The sequence below is a fragment of the Enteractinococcus fodinae genome (assembly GCF_031458395.1).
Taxonomy (GTDB): Bacteria; Actinomycetota; Actinomycetes; order Actinomycetales; family Micrococcaceae; genus Yaniella; species Yaniella fodinae.
This window is the reverse complement of the sequence record NZ_JAVDYJ010000001.1, coordinates 861,624-878,903: the sequence shown is the minus strand read 5'-3', so window position 1 is coordinate 878,903 and position 17,280 is coordinate 861,624. Positions and strand designations below refer to the sequence as shown.

Genomic DNA, 17,280 nt, shown 5'->3' with positions numbered 1-17,280 from the left:
GCAGAGGCCGCCGCAGCGGTTTGCGGAATCGATACTAGATGGACTCTGATACAGGGACTACAGCTCGAACGATCTCGGCCACTCGCTTTTCAGTGACCTCATCGAGTGCTTCGAAATACCAGGCCGCTGGAATCAGCAGGCCATCTTTGCCACCGGCTGGTTTCAGCTCAGCTTTTTCACTGATCCCGAGAGTCATCAGGTCGTCCTTGCGGAAAAACACCAACACCGCACTGCTGGCACTGAGGGCATAACCTGGCATGCCGTACCAAATGCGTGCTTTAAGGTGAGGCGCCGCCGTGGTGATGACCTCGTGCATACGCTGCATGACGGACCGCTCAGGTTCCTGCATTTTTGCAATCTTGTTGAGGACTTTCTGCAGATTCTTCTCGTCTTTGGTTGCCATGACATATCCTTTCAAAATGCCGATCGATCAGATCGGCTGCGAGGTTAACGCGCTGGTTAGCGCAGCACCCCACGTGGACATGTCCTGAGAAGTTCAGTCCTCTCCACAGTGATTCAGATTCTCAGATCTGGAAGCGCTGTCGGTGGCGCATAACGCGGCCACAACTCCATGATACTAACCTACGAGGGCACGTTTCCAGCGCTAGGCCAGTGTAGGTTTCGGCACGTTCTGGCTCTGATTCGCAAGGCTAAATCAGGAAATGCGGTTGTAAATTCGCAGAGCAATGGGAGCGAAGATCGCAATGATCACAGCGGTCATTCCTAGTAGTATCAGCACGCCCGACAGCGTCGCCTCGTTATTCATGAAATCGCGCAGCGTGTCAACAACGTGGGTTACCGGATTGACGTTAACGAAGGCTTGTAACCACGTCGGCATCGTTTCGGGTGGCGCATAGGCGGAACTCACAAACGTGAGCGGAAACAAGATCAGCACCGAGACGCCCTGGACTGCGCTTGGTGTGCGGACTTTCAAGCCGACCACAAGCCACATCCAACTCAGCGCAAAACAAAACAGGAACAGCAGTCCCACCCCGGCGAGGACACCGAGGAGTCCACCCGAAGCGCGGTACCCGAGAACGAATCCCACAATGAGGGTCAGTACGGTGGCGATACCGTACCGCAGCATATCGGCCAGCAGCGCTCCGACCAAGTGGGCGGGGCGCCACACGGGCTGAGTACGATATCTTTCGAAGACGCCCTTTTGGATATCGGCGTTGATGGTCATCGCGGTGTAGATCGTCAGGAAGATGATCGTTTGGGCCAGTATCCCGGGAAGTGCGTACTGCAGGTAGTCTTCGGGCGTGCCGCTGATCGCACCGCCTAAGACGTAGACGAACATCAGCACAAATAACACCGGATACAACACGGCGTCTAGCAGTTGTTCGGGGACGTGCCGGATCTTGAGCAGAGAGCGCCACGTGAAGGTCAGTACCGCGCGCCCGGGTCCGAGAAGCTCGACTTGTTGATGAGTATCAAGCGTATCGTCGAGTCGTACGACACGTGCTTCCGCGCTGGGTTTAGCGTTCATCGTTGTGTTACTCCTTGGAAGCTTGCGGAGCGGTCAGTGCTAGGAATACTTCATCGAGACTGGGCTGTCCCAAGGAGAATTCAGTGATGTGCAGACCGTCTTGTTGCAGCTGCGAGACCAGGATGGCGGCCTCGGAGGTATCAGTCATCCGTACCCGCACGGTCAGCCCTTCGCTGTTGAGTTCGGCGAGGTTCGTGTGCCGCTGGTCGAGCTGGTCCATGGCGAGCCGAGCGTGGTCGGCTTGGTCGAAACGGATCTGGAGGATGCCCGATCCCACTATCTTTTTGAGTTCGGAAGGGGTACCCTCGGCTGCAATGCGACCCTTGGCCAGGACGGTGACACGATCGGCCAGTTGGTCAGCCTCTTCTAGATACTGGGTGGTCAAAATGACGGTCGTGCCAGCACTGACCAGCGTACGGATGGCCTGCCAAACATCATTTCGACTCCGCGGATCTAAGCCGGTCGTGGGTTCATCGAGGAAGAGTAGTTCGGGGCGGACCAAGAGCGAGGCGGCAATGTCGAGGCGACGCCGCATACCGCCGGAGTAGTTTCTCACCTGGCGGCTAGCGGCTTCAGACAGGCCAAACGCATCAAGCATGACTCCCGCCCGGTTCTTGGCAGCACGTCCGCGCAGACCCCGTAGCCGTGCCAAGATTGCCAGGTTTTCCAGACCGGTGAGGTCTTCATCGAGCGAGGCGAATTGACCGGTCAGTGCGATCCGTTGCCGAACCTGGGCAGCTTGGGTGACGACATCGTAACCAAGCACTGTGGCGTGTCCGCTCGTGGAGCGAAGTAGGGTGGTTAGAACGCGGATGACCGTAGTTTTTCCGGCACCGTTTGGCCCCAGCAAGGCATGGACCCCACCTTGGGCGATCTGCAAGCTGAGATTATCAACGGCGACGCTACGACCAAACCGTTGAGTCAGATTTTGCGTTTCGACAGCTAACGTAGGGCCAGCTGCATCGTGGGGTGTCATGTCCGCACCGGGTCCATATGGTTACCCTCGCTGCTTCTGTCATGCGTCATAGACGTTCGGGGTTGACCGCTGCAAGAAATTTTACGCCTCGCTCAATCACCGAACAAGATCTTGCCCGGAACATGCTTCCTGTGACAACACGGCATGTTCGGAAGAGCAGTGGCAACCCGACCGTTCCAGGGCAGATCGTCAGGTGGGGCTCGACGCCATCCCAAGCCAGGCTTCCAGTGTGATGTCATCCACGATGGTGTCTTGGGGTATAAGGCCGCCGGTCGCCGTCGCTTTGCCGAGAAATGGCACCTGTTTGAGTATGCGTGGACGTCGACCTCCGACGCGACCATGAGCAGCGAGGATCGCCTGAGCCATATCGACCCCGGTGGTGATCTCGGGGCCTCGTATTGCGACCCGCTGTACACCGCTCGGAGGATCAGCCACCGCGCAGTCTGCGACAAGACGAGCCACGGAATCTGCCGCGACCGGGGCCATGCGCATCGTTGGCAACAGCGTAACCGGCCCCACGGAGGCGCGCCGTACCAAGTTATCAATGAGCTCAAACCATTGGGTCGAATGAATGACCGTCACAGGCAGGCCTGAAGCCTGGTAGATCTTCTCTTGAACTGCTTTCCCCTTGTAATAGCCGTTTGCCGCGTTGACTTTCGGATCCGCAGCACCAGCAATCCCGACGCACAGCACGTGAGTAAGACCCGTCCGCCGCGCTACTCTCACCACGTTGTGAGAGGTTTTCGAGAAAAAGCGGACGGCCTTCTTCTCGCTGAGGGTTTCGATGTTGAGACAATCGATTACGGCGTTAGCCCCGGTGAATGCGTCGTGAAGTCCCTCCCCCGTGGCGGCATCGACCCCACGACTGCGGCTGGCTTGGACAACCTCGTGACCGGTGGTTTGTAGATGCTCGGTGATCTTTGCTCCGATAGTGCCGGTAGCTCCGAGAACGACGATCTTCATGTCGGGCCAACCTCCTCCTGTCGATGGTCGCGCGAACCCAGACAACTCGATCGGCGACAGCTTTATTGATCTGCGTAGACCCCCAGGCGGTTACCACTTGGATCGAGGAACTCGAATCGTCTCCCACCTGGAAACTCATAGGGCGGGGCCGCAATCGTTCCTCCGGCGTGCTGTACGGCCGTGACTGTTGCATCCAGGTCCGTGGAAAAGAGCAACACAAGAGGACCTGCGCCACTAGGCTCGAGCCTAGGATTGAGACCGCCTACTTCACCTTCCCCGTCCGGTGACTTGATTCCGCTGTATGCCGGACCGTAGTCGTTGAACTCCCACCCGAAGGCCGCCTCATAGAAGGCTTTGGTCGCAGCGAGATCGGTCACCCCGAACTCGATGTAACTGATGGCATGATGCTGGGGCAATTTCATAGAAGACCTCCGTTAATGCGGATTGGTCGGAAGATCTCTCGGGGCTGGGGTGAACCCAGCGGGTGTCATCGGGCGAGAGCAAACGGTGGAAGTTAACTTAGTCTCGCTGTCTCGCCGTGAGCACTCTCAACGGACAGCGCCATGTTCAAAGACTAATCCCACCTCGCACCCACGACAAGACAATGCCTAAGATGGTTAGACCACTGCTGGCAGATAGCAGGTGAGCACATGTCAGGACCGTTGGAGCTCGATTACCCGTTTCGCGGGAGATGGCAGGTTCGCAACAGCCCCGCGAATCGAGTGCCAAGCCATGGCACACCCCGATTTGGTCTCAGCTATGCCATTGATTTTGTGCCCGTTGACGATGCTGGGCGTTCAGCGCCGTTTAAGCTAGGGTCACTGTTCCGATCTGAACCGCCTGAAGCATTCGTCGGTTTCGGACGACCGGTCCTCTCCCCCATTGCAGGTCTTGTCATCGGAGTTCACAATGCTGAGATTGACCATGCCGCGTATCGAGGCTTCCCGTCGGTTGGTTACGCTGCGAGTCAGCGCCGCCGAGCAACCGTTGGTCGGCATGCCCTGCTTGGCAACCACGTTCTGATTGAGGCCACACGCCTGACAGGCTTCGCCGTTGTTGTGTTGTGCCATCTCCAGCATGGCAGTGTGGAAGTCACTCTTGGCCAACATGTTGTTTCGGGCCAGCCAATTGGACGTTGTGGCAACTCTGGGAATAGCACCGAACCGCACCTGCATCTCCATGCGGTCGACGGGCGTGACATCACGCGAGCTCGTGCTGTGCCTATTCAATTCAATCGGTCGATTCCTCGAAATGGGACCGTTGTCGATGTGAGCTAACCAGTGCTCAAACAGCGTACGCTCACGCACGGCAGGATTTATCTAAGTGGCGAGCGCTTTGCGCCAGTCGTGACACCTAAATCTCTGGTATCAATGGTGACATGGTCAAATCATCGAATACCTCTGCGGTCGCGGCTGCTACCGGCCGTTCTTGGGATGACTGGATAGCACTGCTCGACAAGTCAGATGCTCGTCGGATGGACCACACCCAGATCGCTGCCCTTGCTCTTAAACTCATGCCGGAAACCGTTGAGCAAAAAGAGTGGTGGGCCCAACACACTGCTGTGGCGTTTGGACAGCATGCCGGGCTGCGAGTCCCCGGGCAGACGAGTGCTGGCGACTTCCAGCTTTCGACCACACGAACTGTGCCCGGCAATATGGACGAAACGCTGCAGGCATGGCTAGAGCTAGTCGAATCGTACACTGAATTTGGCGGCGTGCCGATTGAGGATGAACCATCGACCTCAAGCACCGATCGTTGGCGCTACTGGCGTGTGGCGCTGGCCGACGGGACTCGAGTCGTGGTCAATATCAGTGATAAACCAGGCGGCAAATCAACCGTGGGGCTGCAGCATTCGAAACTCGACTCTGCAGAAGCTATTCAGTACTGGCGTCCAGTTTGGAAGGAGCTGCTAGCGAAGCTCTAATAGCGCACGTTCTGCAGTTTCCCCAGCCATCGGGGCACGTTCCCCCGATACCGTTCAAAAGAAGCGCCAAATCGCTGTTGCAGTACGGCTTCTTCGGCAGGAATTTGTATCTGGTTCATAGTGACTGCAAACAACCCGGCCGGCACTAATGCGAGCCATGATCGTCGAGTCAGTGCATGAGCCACGAGCAGCCCAGTCATTCCCACATACATCGGATTGCGGGTCAGCTTATACGGGCCCGTCACGACAAGTGCAGTGGTGTCGAGCGTCTTCGGATTAACGGTCGTGTGGCTGCGGCGAAACTGTATCACCGCGCTCCCCATTAACACTCCTGAGCCAACCACTAGGAGTGCCCCGGAGAGGCGCGAGGTTTTTGTGCTCGATTTCCGCCGACTCACGAGCCGCTGAGCACCGAATGCGACAGCTGCCAGCACTGGCGGAGGAACGTGGCCCTTGGGCAAGGCTCCGCCTGCATTAGATTGGTCATTCTTTCTCCCCATGACCTTCCCCTCTGTTCCAGAACTACCACGTCAGTGCAGCAGTTAGTCCATCAGTTGCACAGCGATGGTGGCACCTAGATCTTCAGCTGCCTCAAGGTCTTCTTCGGTGACATCACCCATTGCTTCAACGATCTCACCGCCCCGACGCCATCCCAGCCCACCGACAATACCTTCCACCGAGCGAACCGCCCCGGTCGTATCGTAGCGGCCGTGCACAATGAGCCCGTAGAGCCGTCGTTGCGTCGCTGTCTCGCCGCCGCTTGCGCTCCCATCGGCGCTGAGTGACCCACCAATCTTGAGGAACGTGCTGTCGAAAACGTGTTTGAGCGCCCCGCTCATGTACCCGAAGTTCGCCGGCGTCACGAATAGGTAGCCATCTGCCTGTTGAATCAATGTTTCGTCCTCTTCGTCACGCGCCCAAGCCAAGGCAGGCCTGGAGGTGACCTGAACCCCTTCGATGTCAGGATGGTTAGCTCCGCGCAGCGCCGCATCAAGCAACTGCTGAACGCTATGAGTCGGACTGTGATGAATCACCAACAAATGTGTCATATCTCCAGAATGACACACCGCGCAATAGAGGGCGAGACGGCGTACGAAAGTCGCTGACGACTCGTCGCTTTCAGAGTTCTTTGAAGTAGCGCGCGTCGGGCCACCGTTTGTAACCCGCCGCTTCATACGTCATTCGCGCTGGGGCGTGTCCGGGATCGTCGCCTGTCTCCACCATGCCCACCCATCCGATCTTCGGGATGCAAGCGAATACAAGCCCACCCAACGACTCGGTCGTTCCTCTTGGCAACGGCAACTCTCTCGTCTTGCTTGTCGAGGACAGCTGCAAGGTCGGACAGTTGACGCGCTTCCCGGCCGTCGGGGTAGAAGTTGTCGAACACAAATCCCGGAACCGCGTCTCGCATGCGCTCGAAGACCGGTCTCCAGGCCTGGATCGCTATCTCAAGCAGGTGCTCGCGCTCCTGGGGTTGGTACTGCTCGATTGTGAGGTCCTGAGAGTCGGGTTCAGAAAGCAATGGGTCAACACTCCCATCGGTAGGAGTCTATTTCGTGAGGCCCACGGACAGCTTTTCGCTCATGAATCCCGGCTCTATCGTAAGAAACGTCGTAGAAGCCTACTAATACCGCGTCGGCCGGCACGTCCTGCCATTGCCCTTGGTCCCCGACGCGCGGCACGAAAATCACCACGGAATCGTAAAATTCTAAATAGCCAGTTCACGGCAACTCCTTTGAGTAACGACGTTCTTACAGCAGCCACAATACGTCTCAGACCTTCGCCGCGCGAGGTTAACCCCGCGATAGATTACATTCGTGAGGATACAAAGTCGCGATCGCGAGAATGACGCATCCGAACCGCCAATATTGTAGCGGTAGTGAGCTTGGATAAAGCTCAAACCGTTGCCATCAGCAACAAATACGAGTCGGTGTTCCGGTTCAGAACCCCGGCTCGGCAGCAAGTGATTCTATGATTTCGTCGTGCAACCTACTATCAGAGGACTCCAGACCGTCAAGAATTTCTTGCAACCTTACACTCGATTGTCGAAGCGTCCGAGTATCTGTTCTTGCGATAAAGACTTTCGAGTAATCTACGTACTCCGGTTCAACTCGGTATTTCCAGTACTCGTCCTGCACATTAGCGAACCATGCGGTGGGACCAAACTTCAGTTGAATCAGGGGCTGGTCAGCAGCACTGGGCAAACCATCCATCTCCAAGTTAATAGTCCATTGATAAATCCCGGCATAGGTCATACTCACTTTGTGAACCTGAGCAAGATCGAGCGTGGCATTGAGCTGCTCCTTCAGAGGCCCCTCGCTGAACGCTCGAAGTAACGCTTTGAGGCGTTGCAGTAGTTCCCGCCCTTCGACGAAACGTTGCCTGGCCTGCACAGCAATATCACTGGCGAACTGCTCGGCAACTTTCTCCTGCCGTAAGAATCCGTATCGTGCTGCCTCTCCGGTATGGCTCAGCGCGGTCACGAATTTCAACACATCACGATCTTCCACAAGGCTCCTTTCACGAACGAACTTTCGATGCATTTGATGTATGAAAGAATAGGCATCCGGGTTCTGCTGTTGATAGAGGACATCGTCACAGACGACAGCATAGAGACGGGCGATCAAAGCTCGATAGGTCAAGATATGGGAGTCTTCCCACCCCTGTGACAACCGATTTCGGTCTTCATCGCGACACAGCAAGACGACTGCTCCTCGACGCCCGCCCTGACGGCTGTATTGCAGGTAGGTGGCATAACTATGACCGTGGCCATCGGAGGTGAAATAGTTTTCGATAACGAGCCGCGCAGTGTTGTTCTCAAGCACCAGATCAGCGATATCGACTTCTCCCGTGTCAGATGCCGTATTGACTTCCTGTTGCACTCGGAGGCCCTCGAACGGCAAAGGAGTGTGCCCTGGCCTCGTGCGGTTTGTCTCGTCCACGAAGATCCTGAGGAACTGATCTCCTAGGTTGTGGGTGCCACCAACATCTAGCAGCCACCCGAAGACATTGGAGAGCTGTTTCTCATGGGTTCCGTGGTGCATAACGTCGAATACGTTGAAGCCCACATCAAGCGACCTGCCGAGTATGGGTAGTAGCTCGGTAATCAACTCGTCAGTCAATGCAACTCCTCCAGGGTCTATCGCTACCGCGCAAAGCAACTTAGCACTGTCACGTAATCAGGACCCTACTTATACCACGCCATATCGGCGGGCAACCGCTGCGGCTTGGGTTCGGGAGCTTACGTCGAGTTTGGTGAAGATATTCGACAAGTGCCGAGCGACCGTCTTGATTGATAAATGCAGGTCATCAGCTATTTGTGCATTACTTCGCCCAGCGGCAACGAGCCGCAAGACTTCGACCTCACGCTCAGTTAGCCCACCGGGACGATTGACCCCGCCAAGCCGCTGGGTTACATCGTGAGCATCTGCAAGCGCTCCCTGTGATTCGAAGGCTGCCAGGGCCGTGCGCAGCTCAAGTGCAGCGCCTTCGTCGTCACCCATGAGCTGGAGCGCGCGGCCAATCAGGACGCGGGAACGCGCCACCTGATAAGCGGCCTCAAGGTCTAACCAGGAGTGCAAGGCAGCTTTCGCCGCAGGCAGTGCTGCTTCAGCGTCACCCCGTGCAAGGCCAACTTGGGCAGCAACGACACTTGCCGCGGCCCCCACCGCCGTACTGCCATAGTCTTGAGCGATGACAGCCAGCTCATCTGCGAGCGCCGCTGCTTCTTCGATGCGGCCTGCTGCCAGCAAGACTTCGACGCACGCGGGGATGATTCGATGTCGAAAAATATCACCCTGAACGGCTACTAGGACTCGACGGACCGCCGACACCGCGCGATCAATATTCCCGCGACTCAGACTCACCAGTGCCCGCCCAAGCTGGGCATCGCTGCCGTGCAGTACGGCAGCAGCGTAGGCTTCGTCGGCTCCTTCGAGGTCGCCCATCAGCCGCAACACATCGCCACGTTCGGTGTATACCAGTGCCATAGCAGCCCGGTTACCTACCGCTTCATAACGTTCGACAGCTCGTTCCAGTTCAATGACGGCATCATCAAATGCGCCATTGAAGCGCATCAGCTGGGCCCGGTGGACCGCGCATTGGCCGGTGAAGGCCACCAGACCGGTCTCCTGGCTGCACCAGGTGGTTAACGCGCGGGTCCATTGAGCAGCGCGACCCCAATCGCCGATCCATTGGCACGCCTCGATCATTGAGCAGTAGACTTCGCCGGCGAATAATGGATCATCGACCTCGCCCGAGACGATCCCGGTCATCGCTTCGTCGAGAAATCGGACGCCTTCTGTGAGCTGTCCGAGCACGGTTAATATTCGGCCCTGCTGATTCAGCCCGATGGCTAAAAGGTTGGCGTCACCGTGGCGTCGGGCGCAGGCAATGATCTGAGGTGGTACTTTCGCGGCTGTCTCCAGGTCACCCACCCCGACCCGCTCGAGCATGCGCGCAACCAGCAGGTACCCTTGTTCAACGACGTCATCACCGATTTCTTCGAGCAGGCGCTCGCCGGTAGCAAGCCATCCGCCGGCTACCGCCGTTTCACCCCGCAGAGCAAGTAACATCGCTAGACGCGCGGTGGCACGTGCCGCAATGATCGGCTCACCGGCACCAAGTGCAGCAAGGTGGGCACGTTGTAAGGCCTGGACAGCGTCGTTGGAATGGCCCAGCAACTCAGCGGTATCAGCCAACCGAATGAAGTCCGTGGCCGCAAGCGCTGCGTTGTCGAGGTCCGAGAGCGTCTTATAGGCGGTCAGCCATTCGCGACGCTCGTAAGCCTCACGTGCACGGTGCAGCGCTTTGACCACATTCATAAAACTATTCTAATTCGCACAGGCGGCTGCCCAGATGGCAGCCCACACGCACATGCCTTGGTCAACGACACCAGGTTGTCGTTGACCAAGGCTGCTCTGCGGGCAGAGGTGGCTCAAGCGGCCAGAAGGTGTGCTCGGTTATGCTGGACAATCCGGTCGGCCAGATATGCCGCATCCCGTCCGACGCCGCTCATCTCACCTGAGCTGAAGGCATATTGGAAGGCTAGACCCAGAAAGAATAATCCTGGTAGTTCTTCTACAACACCTCGATACTCGACCGGCCAGCCATCTTCAACTGGAAGCGGCAGAGCTATCCATGAGTAGTCGTGTTTGAAGCCCGTGGCCCAGACGATCGAGGCCACGTCAAACGTCCGTCCATTCACCAGCTGGGGCAGGTCGTCTTCTGAGACACCAGTAATATGTTCTTGGAGCCACTCGATCCCACGTTCTTCCAGGTGGTGGGCTTTAACCCGTAGTTGTGGGGAACCGTGGTGACGCAGACTGTTGAAGACCTTCCGCCCCATTGGAGTGCGCCTGGTTAAAACGTGCTGGAAGATAAACTCGATCAGCGGGAATGCCCTACGCATAACCCTCGAGCCCCACTCAAACGGAATGTTGCCGCGAGCCGGGCCCACCAGCGTCGTCTTCCGGTCTGCACCGAGCTCAAACGCTAGGTCTAGACCACTGTACGAGGCACCAACGACCAAGACCGGGCCGTGCGGGAGATCCGCCGGATGACGATAATGCATCGAATGCATCTGAAAAATGTCATCCGCAAGCTCATCGGCAAAGCCTGGAACCTTGGGTTCTTGCCCAAACGTCCCGGTCTCGATGATGACAGAATCACACGTGATGCGTTCTCGTTGCTGTTCGCGTTCCAGCTCAACGACATATCCACCGTCGCTGCCCTCGGCTAGTCGCCGTACGTGGCTGCGCAACCGGACGGATAGATCGTGAGTCATGCATAGAGTTCTAGGTAATCGGCCATGTCATCCTTGCTCGGGAAAGCCTCCTTATCTCCTGGAAACGGTAGACCATCGAGACTGTCAGCATACGCCGGGGTGAAAAGACGGAGGCTGTCGTAGCGATCCCGCCACTGGTCACCAATGCGTGCGATCCCGTCGAGGACGAGGCACTCCACTCCCCTACGCTGCAGATGATAGGCGGCCGAGAGGCCGGCCTGGCCGGCACCAATGATAATTGTTTCGACGTGTTGTGTTTTCATGACTGCTCCTGATGTCGTTTGCGTAATCACTACGCTACGGACACGACCTCTGACTGACATCGGGAGCAATACCCATTTCTGCAAGTAGGTCTATGGGTAATTCGCCCCATAACAGGCATGGGACACTAACCAAGGTTCGACTCAGGCTCTCGAGACGAGGTCTTTTGTCATGTGGAAATTGGTTATAACCACGCCATTGACCACAGGATGTTGTTCAGCCTGCACGTGAAAACCTACGGCTTCGAAGAAGGGTCTGGCAGTGATACTCACATTCGCGGTGAGTTGCTGCGCTGAATTGCTCCGCGCTTGCTTCTCCAAAAAAGCCATCAGCGCCCGGGGTACTCCTCTGCGTGCGAAATCTGGCGAAACATACAGCATGTCGATGTAGCCGTTCTTACTGACATCCGAGAAGCCCCCGACCTGACCTCCTAGGCTCGCCACTACGCTGTTGCGGCGCAGCATTGATTGATCCCACTCAGTAACGTCAAGCTGATCGGGACGAGCCCAAGCGTTGAGCTGATCACGGGTATAGTCACCAGCGGCCGTCACCATGATTGCTTCTTGAAAGATGCGCAGGGTCGTCTCGGCGTCTGCACTTCGGTAGGCGCGAATGCTAACGTTCGAGGGCGCTTCGTAGATATCCACCGTTGCAGTCCTAGGTTTGCCGTGGTCTCGCTCGAGTTCCGTTTGGCGTAGTCGCCTCGGCGAGCACGGTGAGTTCCTGTGCTCGCGGCCGCCAGAGTGCCGCCCGAACTGCAGTAAATTCGTTGAGCTGAGACGACGTCAGCTCGTCGAGAGCGCGCATGTAATCTGGCACGATCTCACGTGGCAGTCTCAATCCCACTGTCAAATGGGGAATCCAGCGAGGACCACGACCATCGGGGTTGGCCGCACTAATCTCACGGGCCGCAATCTCCAGCTCATCCGAAGTCTCGAGTAACCAGGCCACCGTTTGTTTCCGTTTCCTGCCAAAAACAACGGTACCCACTCGATGAAATCGTGCAGGGATCAACGGCGGGAGTAGTTCTGCGGCTCGTTCCACGACGTCGGCCTGCATTGAAGGGGAAAATGTGATGGTAATGTGTGGCGTTTGTTGCTGAGCCGGGAAGCCTCGCTCCTCCAGGAGCGCGAACACTTCTCGCACCTGTTGCTCTTCCTCTTCTGGAAGATGCAGCAAAATATTCTCCGGCGACGCCATCTTTTGTACTTTCCTTGAACTTCTAAACTCGGTAATCCACGAATAAGCATCGGCCATCGCAATTTGTGCGAAGGCCGCCGCTCTGAAACAGAATACCGTGTGGTGGAGGTTATTCGTCGGCTCCGGCGCCCAACAGATCTGGGCGTTGAGTTACCAGAGTAATGGCCCGCCACACATCGGTCGGTGGCGGGCCATAAGCGTTTGGCGAATCAACTCACAGTGACATTAGGTGGTTTGCTTGCTGTGCTTACCTTCAGCTGCTTCCTCAATGAGCTTGGCATTGAATGCCTCAAGATCGCCGGGGTTTCGGGAAGTTGTTAGCCCGTTGTCGACGACCACTTCCTGGTCCACCCATTTCGCCCCAGCGTTTTTGAGATCAATGGAGATTTTGTCGACGCTGGTCATCGTCCGTCCATCGACGACGCCGGCGTTGATGAGCAGCCAGGGACCGTGGCAGATGGATGCGACCGGTTTTTTAGCCGAGAAGAAATCACGCACGAAATTCAGGACGTCTTCATTGGTGCGCAGAGTATCTGCGTTCAGGGTGCCACCCGGTAGTACGAGGGAGTCGAAGTCTTCGGCTTTGGCCTCGCTGATGTGCCGGTCGACAAGGAACGAGTCGCCGTGCTCCCAGTCGCCCTGCATGGCGGTGATGCTGTCTTCCTTATCCGATATCAGCACCGGGGTGGCTCCGGCTTCTTTCACGGCATTCCATGGGGAAGTCAGCTCGTCCTGTTCCACGCCGTTGGTGGCAACAAATGCGATGGTATGTCCGTTCAGATTCTCAGTCATGGATCCTCCTGAAATCATTGATGACGGGTTCCAATTTCCACCCAAACACTATGCAGTCTCAGTGGCAAGACCTGTTCTGCCGATGGCTTTTAAACTAGTCGTTGGTGCCCAAATACTATGGCCGTTGCGCGCTGGGCAGGCATTCGCGGACTTCGATCCATGTGTCGAGCTGACCGGCGAACTTGGAAGCTATGTCTATCGCTCGTTGGCGACTTGCAACGCGGATTGCCCAGACTCTCGCTGAAGGCTTCCCACCGGCATTATAAAAGCCACTGCGAACTTCCGCACCTGGCCCGACCACGATCGCCTGTGTTTCCGGATCGAGCACTTCGACCCAATCGAGCTCGGAGTTGACGAACAATTCATCCTCATACTGGGCTAGAAATGCGACCACTTCTTCGCGCCAGGCTGGGCTACGGGTGCGCATCTCTGCTTCGCGGATGTGCCATGACAATAAGTAGCGCATTTGAACTCCTCACTGCGCAGCCACCCGATCTGTACCCGGAAACTCTTGGGGTGATGTTTGCTGACGAATCCCGGTCTCTCTATATTCCCACCAAGCATCAGGGGTGTCGACCGTTTACTGCAGCAAGAGCTCAGGCTTTTGGGCGGAAACATGTCCGAACTACGGAGCGGCCCAGAAGCACAGCGGTCGAGTCAGAAAAGGAAACCGGAGTGTCTGTTCCACAACTACAGCAGCAAAGTCGCGGCCAGAAAGGGTCGCCTTGGGGTCAGTGAATTCGCTAAAACTTCGTTGAGCTACCTTCGGACCCTGCCTTCTCACGAGATTCTTAGCGTGAGATTAAGAACGCGCGTCTACTAGGTCACCGAGTTCGATCACAATTCTGCCACGGACTCCCCCAGCTTCCATACGGCGGTGTGCCTCTGGAGCTTGGTCCATCGGAAGCACATCAGCCACCCGCAGGGTCAGATCACCATCTTCGACTAGCTGGCGTAGCTGCTCCATTTTTGGACGCTGCTGGTCATAATCGGCTACGGAAATGGGATACAGGGTCACGCCACGGTCACGCTCCCCTTCGGCTCCACGGATGGTGATGATCTTCGCGCCATCTTTGGCCGCAGGAACGACTTCATCAGTCTGCGCGGCGGCATCGATGATTCCGTCGACACCATTGGGGAATTTTTCACGGACTGCGTCAGCGAATCCCTCGCCACGAAGTTTAACGATGTCAGCGCCCAGCGATTCGACAAGGTCGTCGTCTTCTTCGGACGCATCGGCAATTACTGTCAGTCCATCAGCTTTAGCTAACTGAACGGCGTAGCCACCCATGACTCCTGCGGCGCCGGTGACGGCGAGCGTCGAGCCTTTCGGGAGGTTCAACGTATCTAGTGCAAGGCGTGCGGTGAGACCGTTCATCGGCAATGTTGCGGCTTCAGCGAAGGTAGCACCCTCGGGCATACGGGCAACGGAATTGACAGAGACGGCAACTCGCTGTGCATATCCGCCATGAGCTCTGCAAGGCAAGATAAAAGCCATCACTCTGTCGCCGACTTTCAGATCTGTATCGGCATTTTCATCGATGGCCTCAATGACTCCGGCAGCGTCCATCCCCACCACAGTCGGGTGTTCTGAACGTTTCCGAGCGCGGATTCCTAAGTCGACGGGACTGACCGCAGTAGCTTGGACACGTATCAGCACTTGGCCTTCGCCTAGTTCTGGGTCTGGCAGGTCCATTACTTCAAGAACTTCTGGGCCACCCGGGGCACTAAATGCGATAGCTTTCATACAGTCAACCCTAGCCGTTTACTCCTATTAACACTCAGCGCAATGTAATGATCGTCCTAATCACGACTGAACGCGTCACATGCTCAAGCAGCCGTTTACTACGCTGGCTCATCGGCACTTGCATCAAACCTCAGAACAAAACGCGTCCCCCAAAACCGGACGGTTTCGAGGGACGCGATCGAAAAATTCGTAATTAGGACAACGTCGCGTTCAAAGTGATCTCGACACCCTGGAGCGCTTTTGAGACGGGGCAGCTCTCCTTCGCTTCGGCTGCTAGACGCTGAAAGTCGGCGTCCTCGATACCTTCGATAGTCGAGTTGTTGACCAACTCGATGCCCGTAATGCCGCCTTCCCCAGCGTTGAAAGTGACGTTCGCAGTACTCTCGATAGTCGTTGGGGGCGTGCCATTTTCGGCGAGCATGTTCGAAAACTGCATAGAATAACAGGTCGCTAGGGCGGCACCAATAAGCTCCTCGGGCGAGGTCGTGCCCTGCTCGGATTCCTCAGCGCGAGCTTTCCAGTGCGTTGGAAACGTGCCGAGCTGGGACGTTTCTAGACTTGTCGTGCCGCTGCCGGATTGTAGATCGCCGTTCCAGACGGCTTTGCCTGAGCTGGTGATGGGACGTGGCATGCATACTCCTAGGTTGCTTCCTGGATCACAAGGTACGGCCGTGATTGGTGCACACTGTATCACCGACCCAGGGCAGATCAACAGGGAGTATGCCGCCCAATCTCAGCTCTTCATAGAGCGGCTGCGGTGACTTGTACTGTCGTCATCGTTCAACGACTCGGCGATTCCCGAGACCGTGTTGTCGAGATATGTATCAGAGCGCCACTGATGGAGCTGATGGACCCTTGCCTCTATCGCATAAAACGACGGATGAGGCCCTCAACTCCACCTCGAGCACCACGACCACGACCTCCACGTCGTCCCATGCCTCCCATGCGAGACGGGCCGCGGCGTCGGGTACGCCCACCACCGCTGCTTCCTAGCATTCGCATCAATCTGTTGAGCATGTCTCCTCCTGAGAATGTCCGACGTACATTACAGAGGTAACGATACGCTCCCCTCGTGACTTCAAGCTAGAGCGATTGCCAAGAAGTTGAGGTTCAAGCGGACTCTCGAAAAGATCCTCTTGTTAGAGCGGTGGTACCCGGAGCGTTTGAGATGTCGTCAGTGCTGCCAAATCAAGGCGACGTCGAAGGCGGCGCAGTCTACCGAGGTCACACGCTCACGCTTTGAGGACGTAGCGCAGGGTCTCAACTACTTGGTCGGTTGTGGTGCACCAGGCCTGAGCCTCGGCGTCGACTTCCTTGAGCGGATGAACGATGTCTTCGTCGTGCAGAGTGACGTAGGGCTTACCCAACGCGGCGCAGTAACCCGCGTCAAACGCGGCATTCCACTGCTTATATTGGTCCCCGAAGCGCACTACGACCATGTCGCTTTGCTCAATCAGGGTTCGAGTGCGAATCGCATTGACTTTCGCGGACTGGTGGTCACGCCAGAATTGACTCTCTGCCTCACCCAGGTGGTCGCCGGCGGCGTCGCTTGCGGGGTGATCAGTCACCGGGGCGGTGAATTCAACGTCCAGCCCTGCGGCCTCAGCGCCACGTTGGATTTCGTCACGCCAATCGGTGTGGATTTCACCAGACAGATATACGTTAAAAGTCATTGGTTAAGCCTCCTATATCGGTCCTCTTCGGAATAGTTCTCCTCCACCACCCTAGTAGCTGTACGAATATAGGAGGTTTTGGTAAGAGAATTCACTCACCGGGAGCGCGCCCATCCTTTTGCGGTTCCAAGGGGATAATGGCAGCAATCTGCTCCCTTGCACGGTCCTCTGCGCGACTCAGCTCATAATGGCTTTGAAGGTTAAGCCAAAACTCGGCTGAGGTGCCGAAGTACTTCCCAAGCCGCAAAGCGGTATCCGCTGTGATGCCGCGTTTGCCATGAACGATTTCGTTGATGCGCCGTGACGGTACACCGATCGACACAGCGAGCTTATTCTGAGTAATCCCGAATCCCGTTATGAAGTCCTCCATGAGTACCTCACCCGGGTGAATCGGAGGGATCTTCTCAGTGGTAGTCAACGATCTCCTCCTCTGTCCAAACGAAACAAATTCGCCACTGATGCTGTACGGT

The 17,280-nt window shown here is 56.7% G+C and carries 21 protein-coding genes; 2 read left to right on the top strand and 19 right to left on the bottom strand.

Annotation, left to right across the window (positions count from 1 at the left end; genetic code table 11):
* Positions 1–34: 34 nt before the first annotated feature.
* From J2S62_RS04200 to J2S62_RS04180, 5 genes are all read right to left on the bottom strand, one after another.
* Positions 35–403 (bottom strand): DUF1801 domain-containing protein, encoded by a 369-nt coding sequence (locus J2S62_RS04200; protein ID WP_310171741.1) that lies wholly within the window; start codon positions 401–403, stop codon positions 35–37.
* A 252-nt stretch (positions 404–655) separates the two neighbouring features.
* Positions 656–1,489 (bottom strand): ABC transporter permease, encoded by an 834-nt coding sequence (locus tag J2S62_RS04195; protein WP_310171739.1) that lies wholly within the window; start codon positions 1,487–1,489, stop codon positions 656–658.
* 7 nt (positions 1,490–1,496) lie between these two features.
* A complete protein-coding gene (locus J2S62_RS04190; RefSeq protein WP_310171737.1) occupies positions 1,497–2,465 on the bottom strand; it encodes an ATP-binding cassette domain-containing protein in 969 nt (322 codons plus the stop codon).
* A gap of 189 nt (positions 2,466–2,654) precedes the next feature.
* A complete protein-coding gene (locus J2S62_RS04185; RefSeq protein ID WP_310171734.1) occupies positions 2,655–3,428 on the bottom strand; it encodes an SDR family oxidoreductase in 774 nt (257 codons plus the stop codon).
* 62 nt (positions 3,429–3,490) lie between these two features.
* Positions 3,491–3,850, bottom strand: a complete 360-nt coding sequence (locus tag J2S62_RS04180; RefSeq protein ID WP_310171732.1) for a VOC family protein — start codon at positions 3,848–3,850, stop codon at positions 3,491–3,493.
* 228 nt (positions 3,851–4,078) lie between these two features.
* Between J2S62_RS04180 and J2S62_RS04175 the strand changes: the two genes are divergently transcribed.
* Both J2S62_RS04175 and J2S62_RS04170 read left to right on the top strand, forming a co-directional pair.
* The gene (locus tag J2S62_RS04175) at positions 4,079–4,705 is read left to right on the top strand and encodes a M23 family metallopeptidase (protein ID WP_310171730.1); all 627 of its coding nucleotides are present in this window, start codon (positions 4,079–4,081) and stop codon (positions 4,703–4,705) included.
* Between the two features lie 101 nt (positions 4,706–4,806).
* Complete coding sequence (locus J2S62_RS04170) at positions 4,807–5,352, top strand: hypothetical protein (protein ID WP_310171727.1); 546 nt, start codon at positions 4,807–4,809, stop codon at positions 5,350–5,352.
* Here the strand turns inward: J2S62_RS04170 and J2S62_RS04165 are convergent.
* The 14 genes from J2S62_RS04165 to J2S62_RS04105 form a co-directional block, all read right to left on the bottom strand.
* Positions 5,349–5,852 carry a methyltransferase family protein gene (locus tag J2S62_RS04165; protein ID WP_310171726.1) on the bottom strand — a complete coding sequence of 168 codons (504 nt, stop codon included), beginning with the start codon at positions 5,850–5,852 and terminating at the stop codon, positions 5,349–5,351. The genes J2S62_RS04170 and J2S62_RS04165 overlap by 4 nt on opposite strands.
* Positions 5,853–5,894: 42 nt before the next feature.
* The gene (locus J2S62_RS04160) at positions 5,895–6,401 is read right to left on the bottom strand and encodes a flavodoxin family protein (RefSeq protein ID WP_310171724.1); all 507 of its coding nucleotides are present in this window, start codon (positions 6,399–6,401) and stop codon (positions 5,895–5,897) included.
* A gap of 891 nt (positions 6,402–7,292) precedes the next feature.
* The gene (locus J2S62_RS04155; RefSeq protein WP_310171722.1) at positions 7,293–8,474 is read right to left on the bottom strand and encodes a PD-(D/E)XK nuclease family protein; all 1,182 of its coding nucleotides are present in this window, start codon (positions 8,472–8,474) and stop codon (positions 7,293–7,295) included.
* A gap of 69 nt (positions 8,475–8,543) precedes the next feature.
* Positions 8,544–10,175 carry a response regulator transcription factor gene (locus J2S62_RS04150; protein WP_310171721.1) on the bottom strand — a complete coding sequence of 544 codons (1,632 nt, stop codon included), beginning with the start codon at positions 10,173–10,175 and terminating at the stop codon, positions 8,544–8,546.
* A gap of 113 nt (positions 10,176–10,288) precedes the next feature.
* Entirely contained in the window at positions 10,289–11,137 is an 849-nt protein-coding gene (locus J2S62_RS04145; RefSeq protein ID WP_344986473.1) for an NAD(P)-binding domain-containing protein, read from the bottom strand.
* Entirely contained in the window at positions 11,134–11,400 is a 267-nt protein-coding gene (locus J2S62_RS13570) for an FAD-dependent oxidoreductase (protein WP_344986476.1), read from the bottom strand. The genes J2S62_RS04145 and J2S62_RS13570 overlap by 4 nt, the downstream gene beginning before the upstream one ends.
* A 141-nt stretch (positions 11,401–11,541) precedes the next feature.
* Positions 11,542–12,045: a GNAT family N-acetyltransferase gene (locus tag J2S62_RS04140; protein WP_310171720.1), complete on the bottom strand. Its 504-nt coding sequence runs from the start codon at positions 12,043–12,045 to the stop codon at positions 11,542–11,544.
* 10 nt (positions 12,046–12,055) lie between these two features.
* Positions 12,056–12,598 (bottom strand): 2'-5' RNA ligase family protein, encoded by a 543-nt coding sequence (locus J2S62_RS04135; protein WP_310171718.1) that lies wholly within the window; start codon positions 12,596–12,598, stop codon positions 12,056–12,058.
* Between the two features lie 225 nt (positions 12,599–12,823).
* Positions 12,824–13,390: a type 1 glutamine amidotransferase domain-containing protein gene (locus J2S62_RS04130; protein ID WP_310171716.1), complete on the bottom strand. Its 567-nt coding sequence runs from the start codon at positions 13,388–13,390 to the stop codon at positions 12,824–12,826.
* A 115-nt stretch (positions 13,391–13,505) separates the two neighbouring features.
* Entirely contained in the window at positions 13,506–13,856 is a 351-nt protein-coding gene (locus J2S62_RS04125; RefSeq protein WP_310171714.1) for a hypothetical protein, read from the bottom strand.
* A gap of 336 nt (positions 13,857–14,192) precedes the next feature.
* Positions 14,193–15,137: an NADP-dependent oxidoreductase gene (locus J2S62_RS04120; RefSeq protein ID WP_310171713.1), complete on the bottom strand. Its 945-nt coding sequence runs from the start codon at positions 15,135–15,137 to the stop codon at positions 14,193–14,195.
* A 193-nt stretch (positions 15,138–15,330) separates the two neighbouring features.
* Complete coding sequence (locus J2S62_RS04115; protein WP_310171711.1) at positions 15,331–15,768, bottom strand: OsmC family peroxiredoxin; 438 nt, start codon at positions 15,766–15,768, stop codon at positions 15,331–15,333.
* Between the two features lie 601 nt (positions 15,769–16,369).
* The gene (locus J2S62_RS04110) at positions 16,370–16,810 is read right to left on the bottom strand and encodes a YtoQ family protein (RefSeq protein WP_310171709.1); all 441 of its coding nucleotides are present in this window, start codon (positions 16,808–16,810) and stop codon (positions 16,370–16,372) included.
* A 91-nt stretch (positions 16,811–16,901) separates the two neighbouring features.
* Entirely contained in the window at positions 16,902–17,228 is a 327-nt protein-coding gene (locus J2S62_RS04105; RefSeq protein ID WP_310171706.1) for a HigA family addiction module antitoxin, read from the bottom strand.
* Between the last annotated feature and the right edge of the window lie 52 nt (positions 17,229–17,280).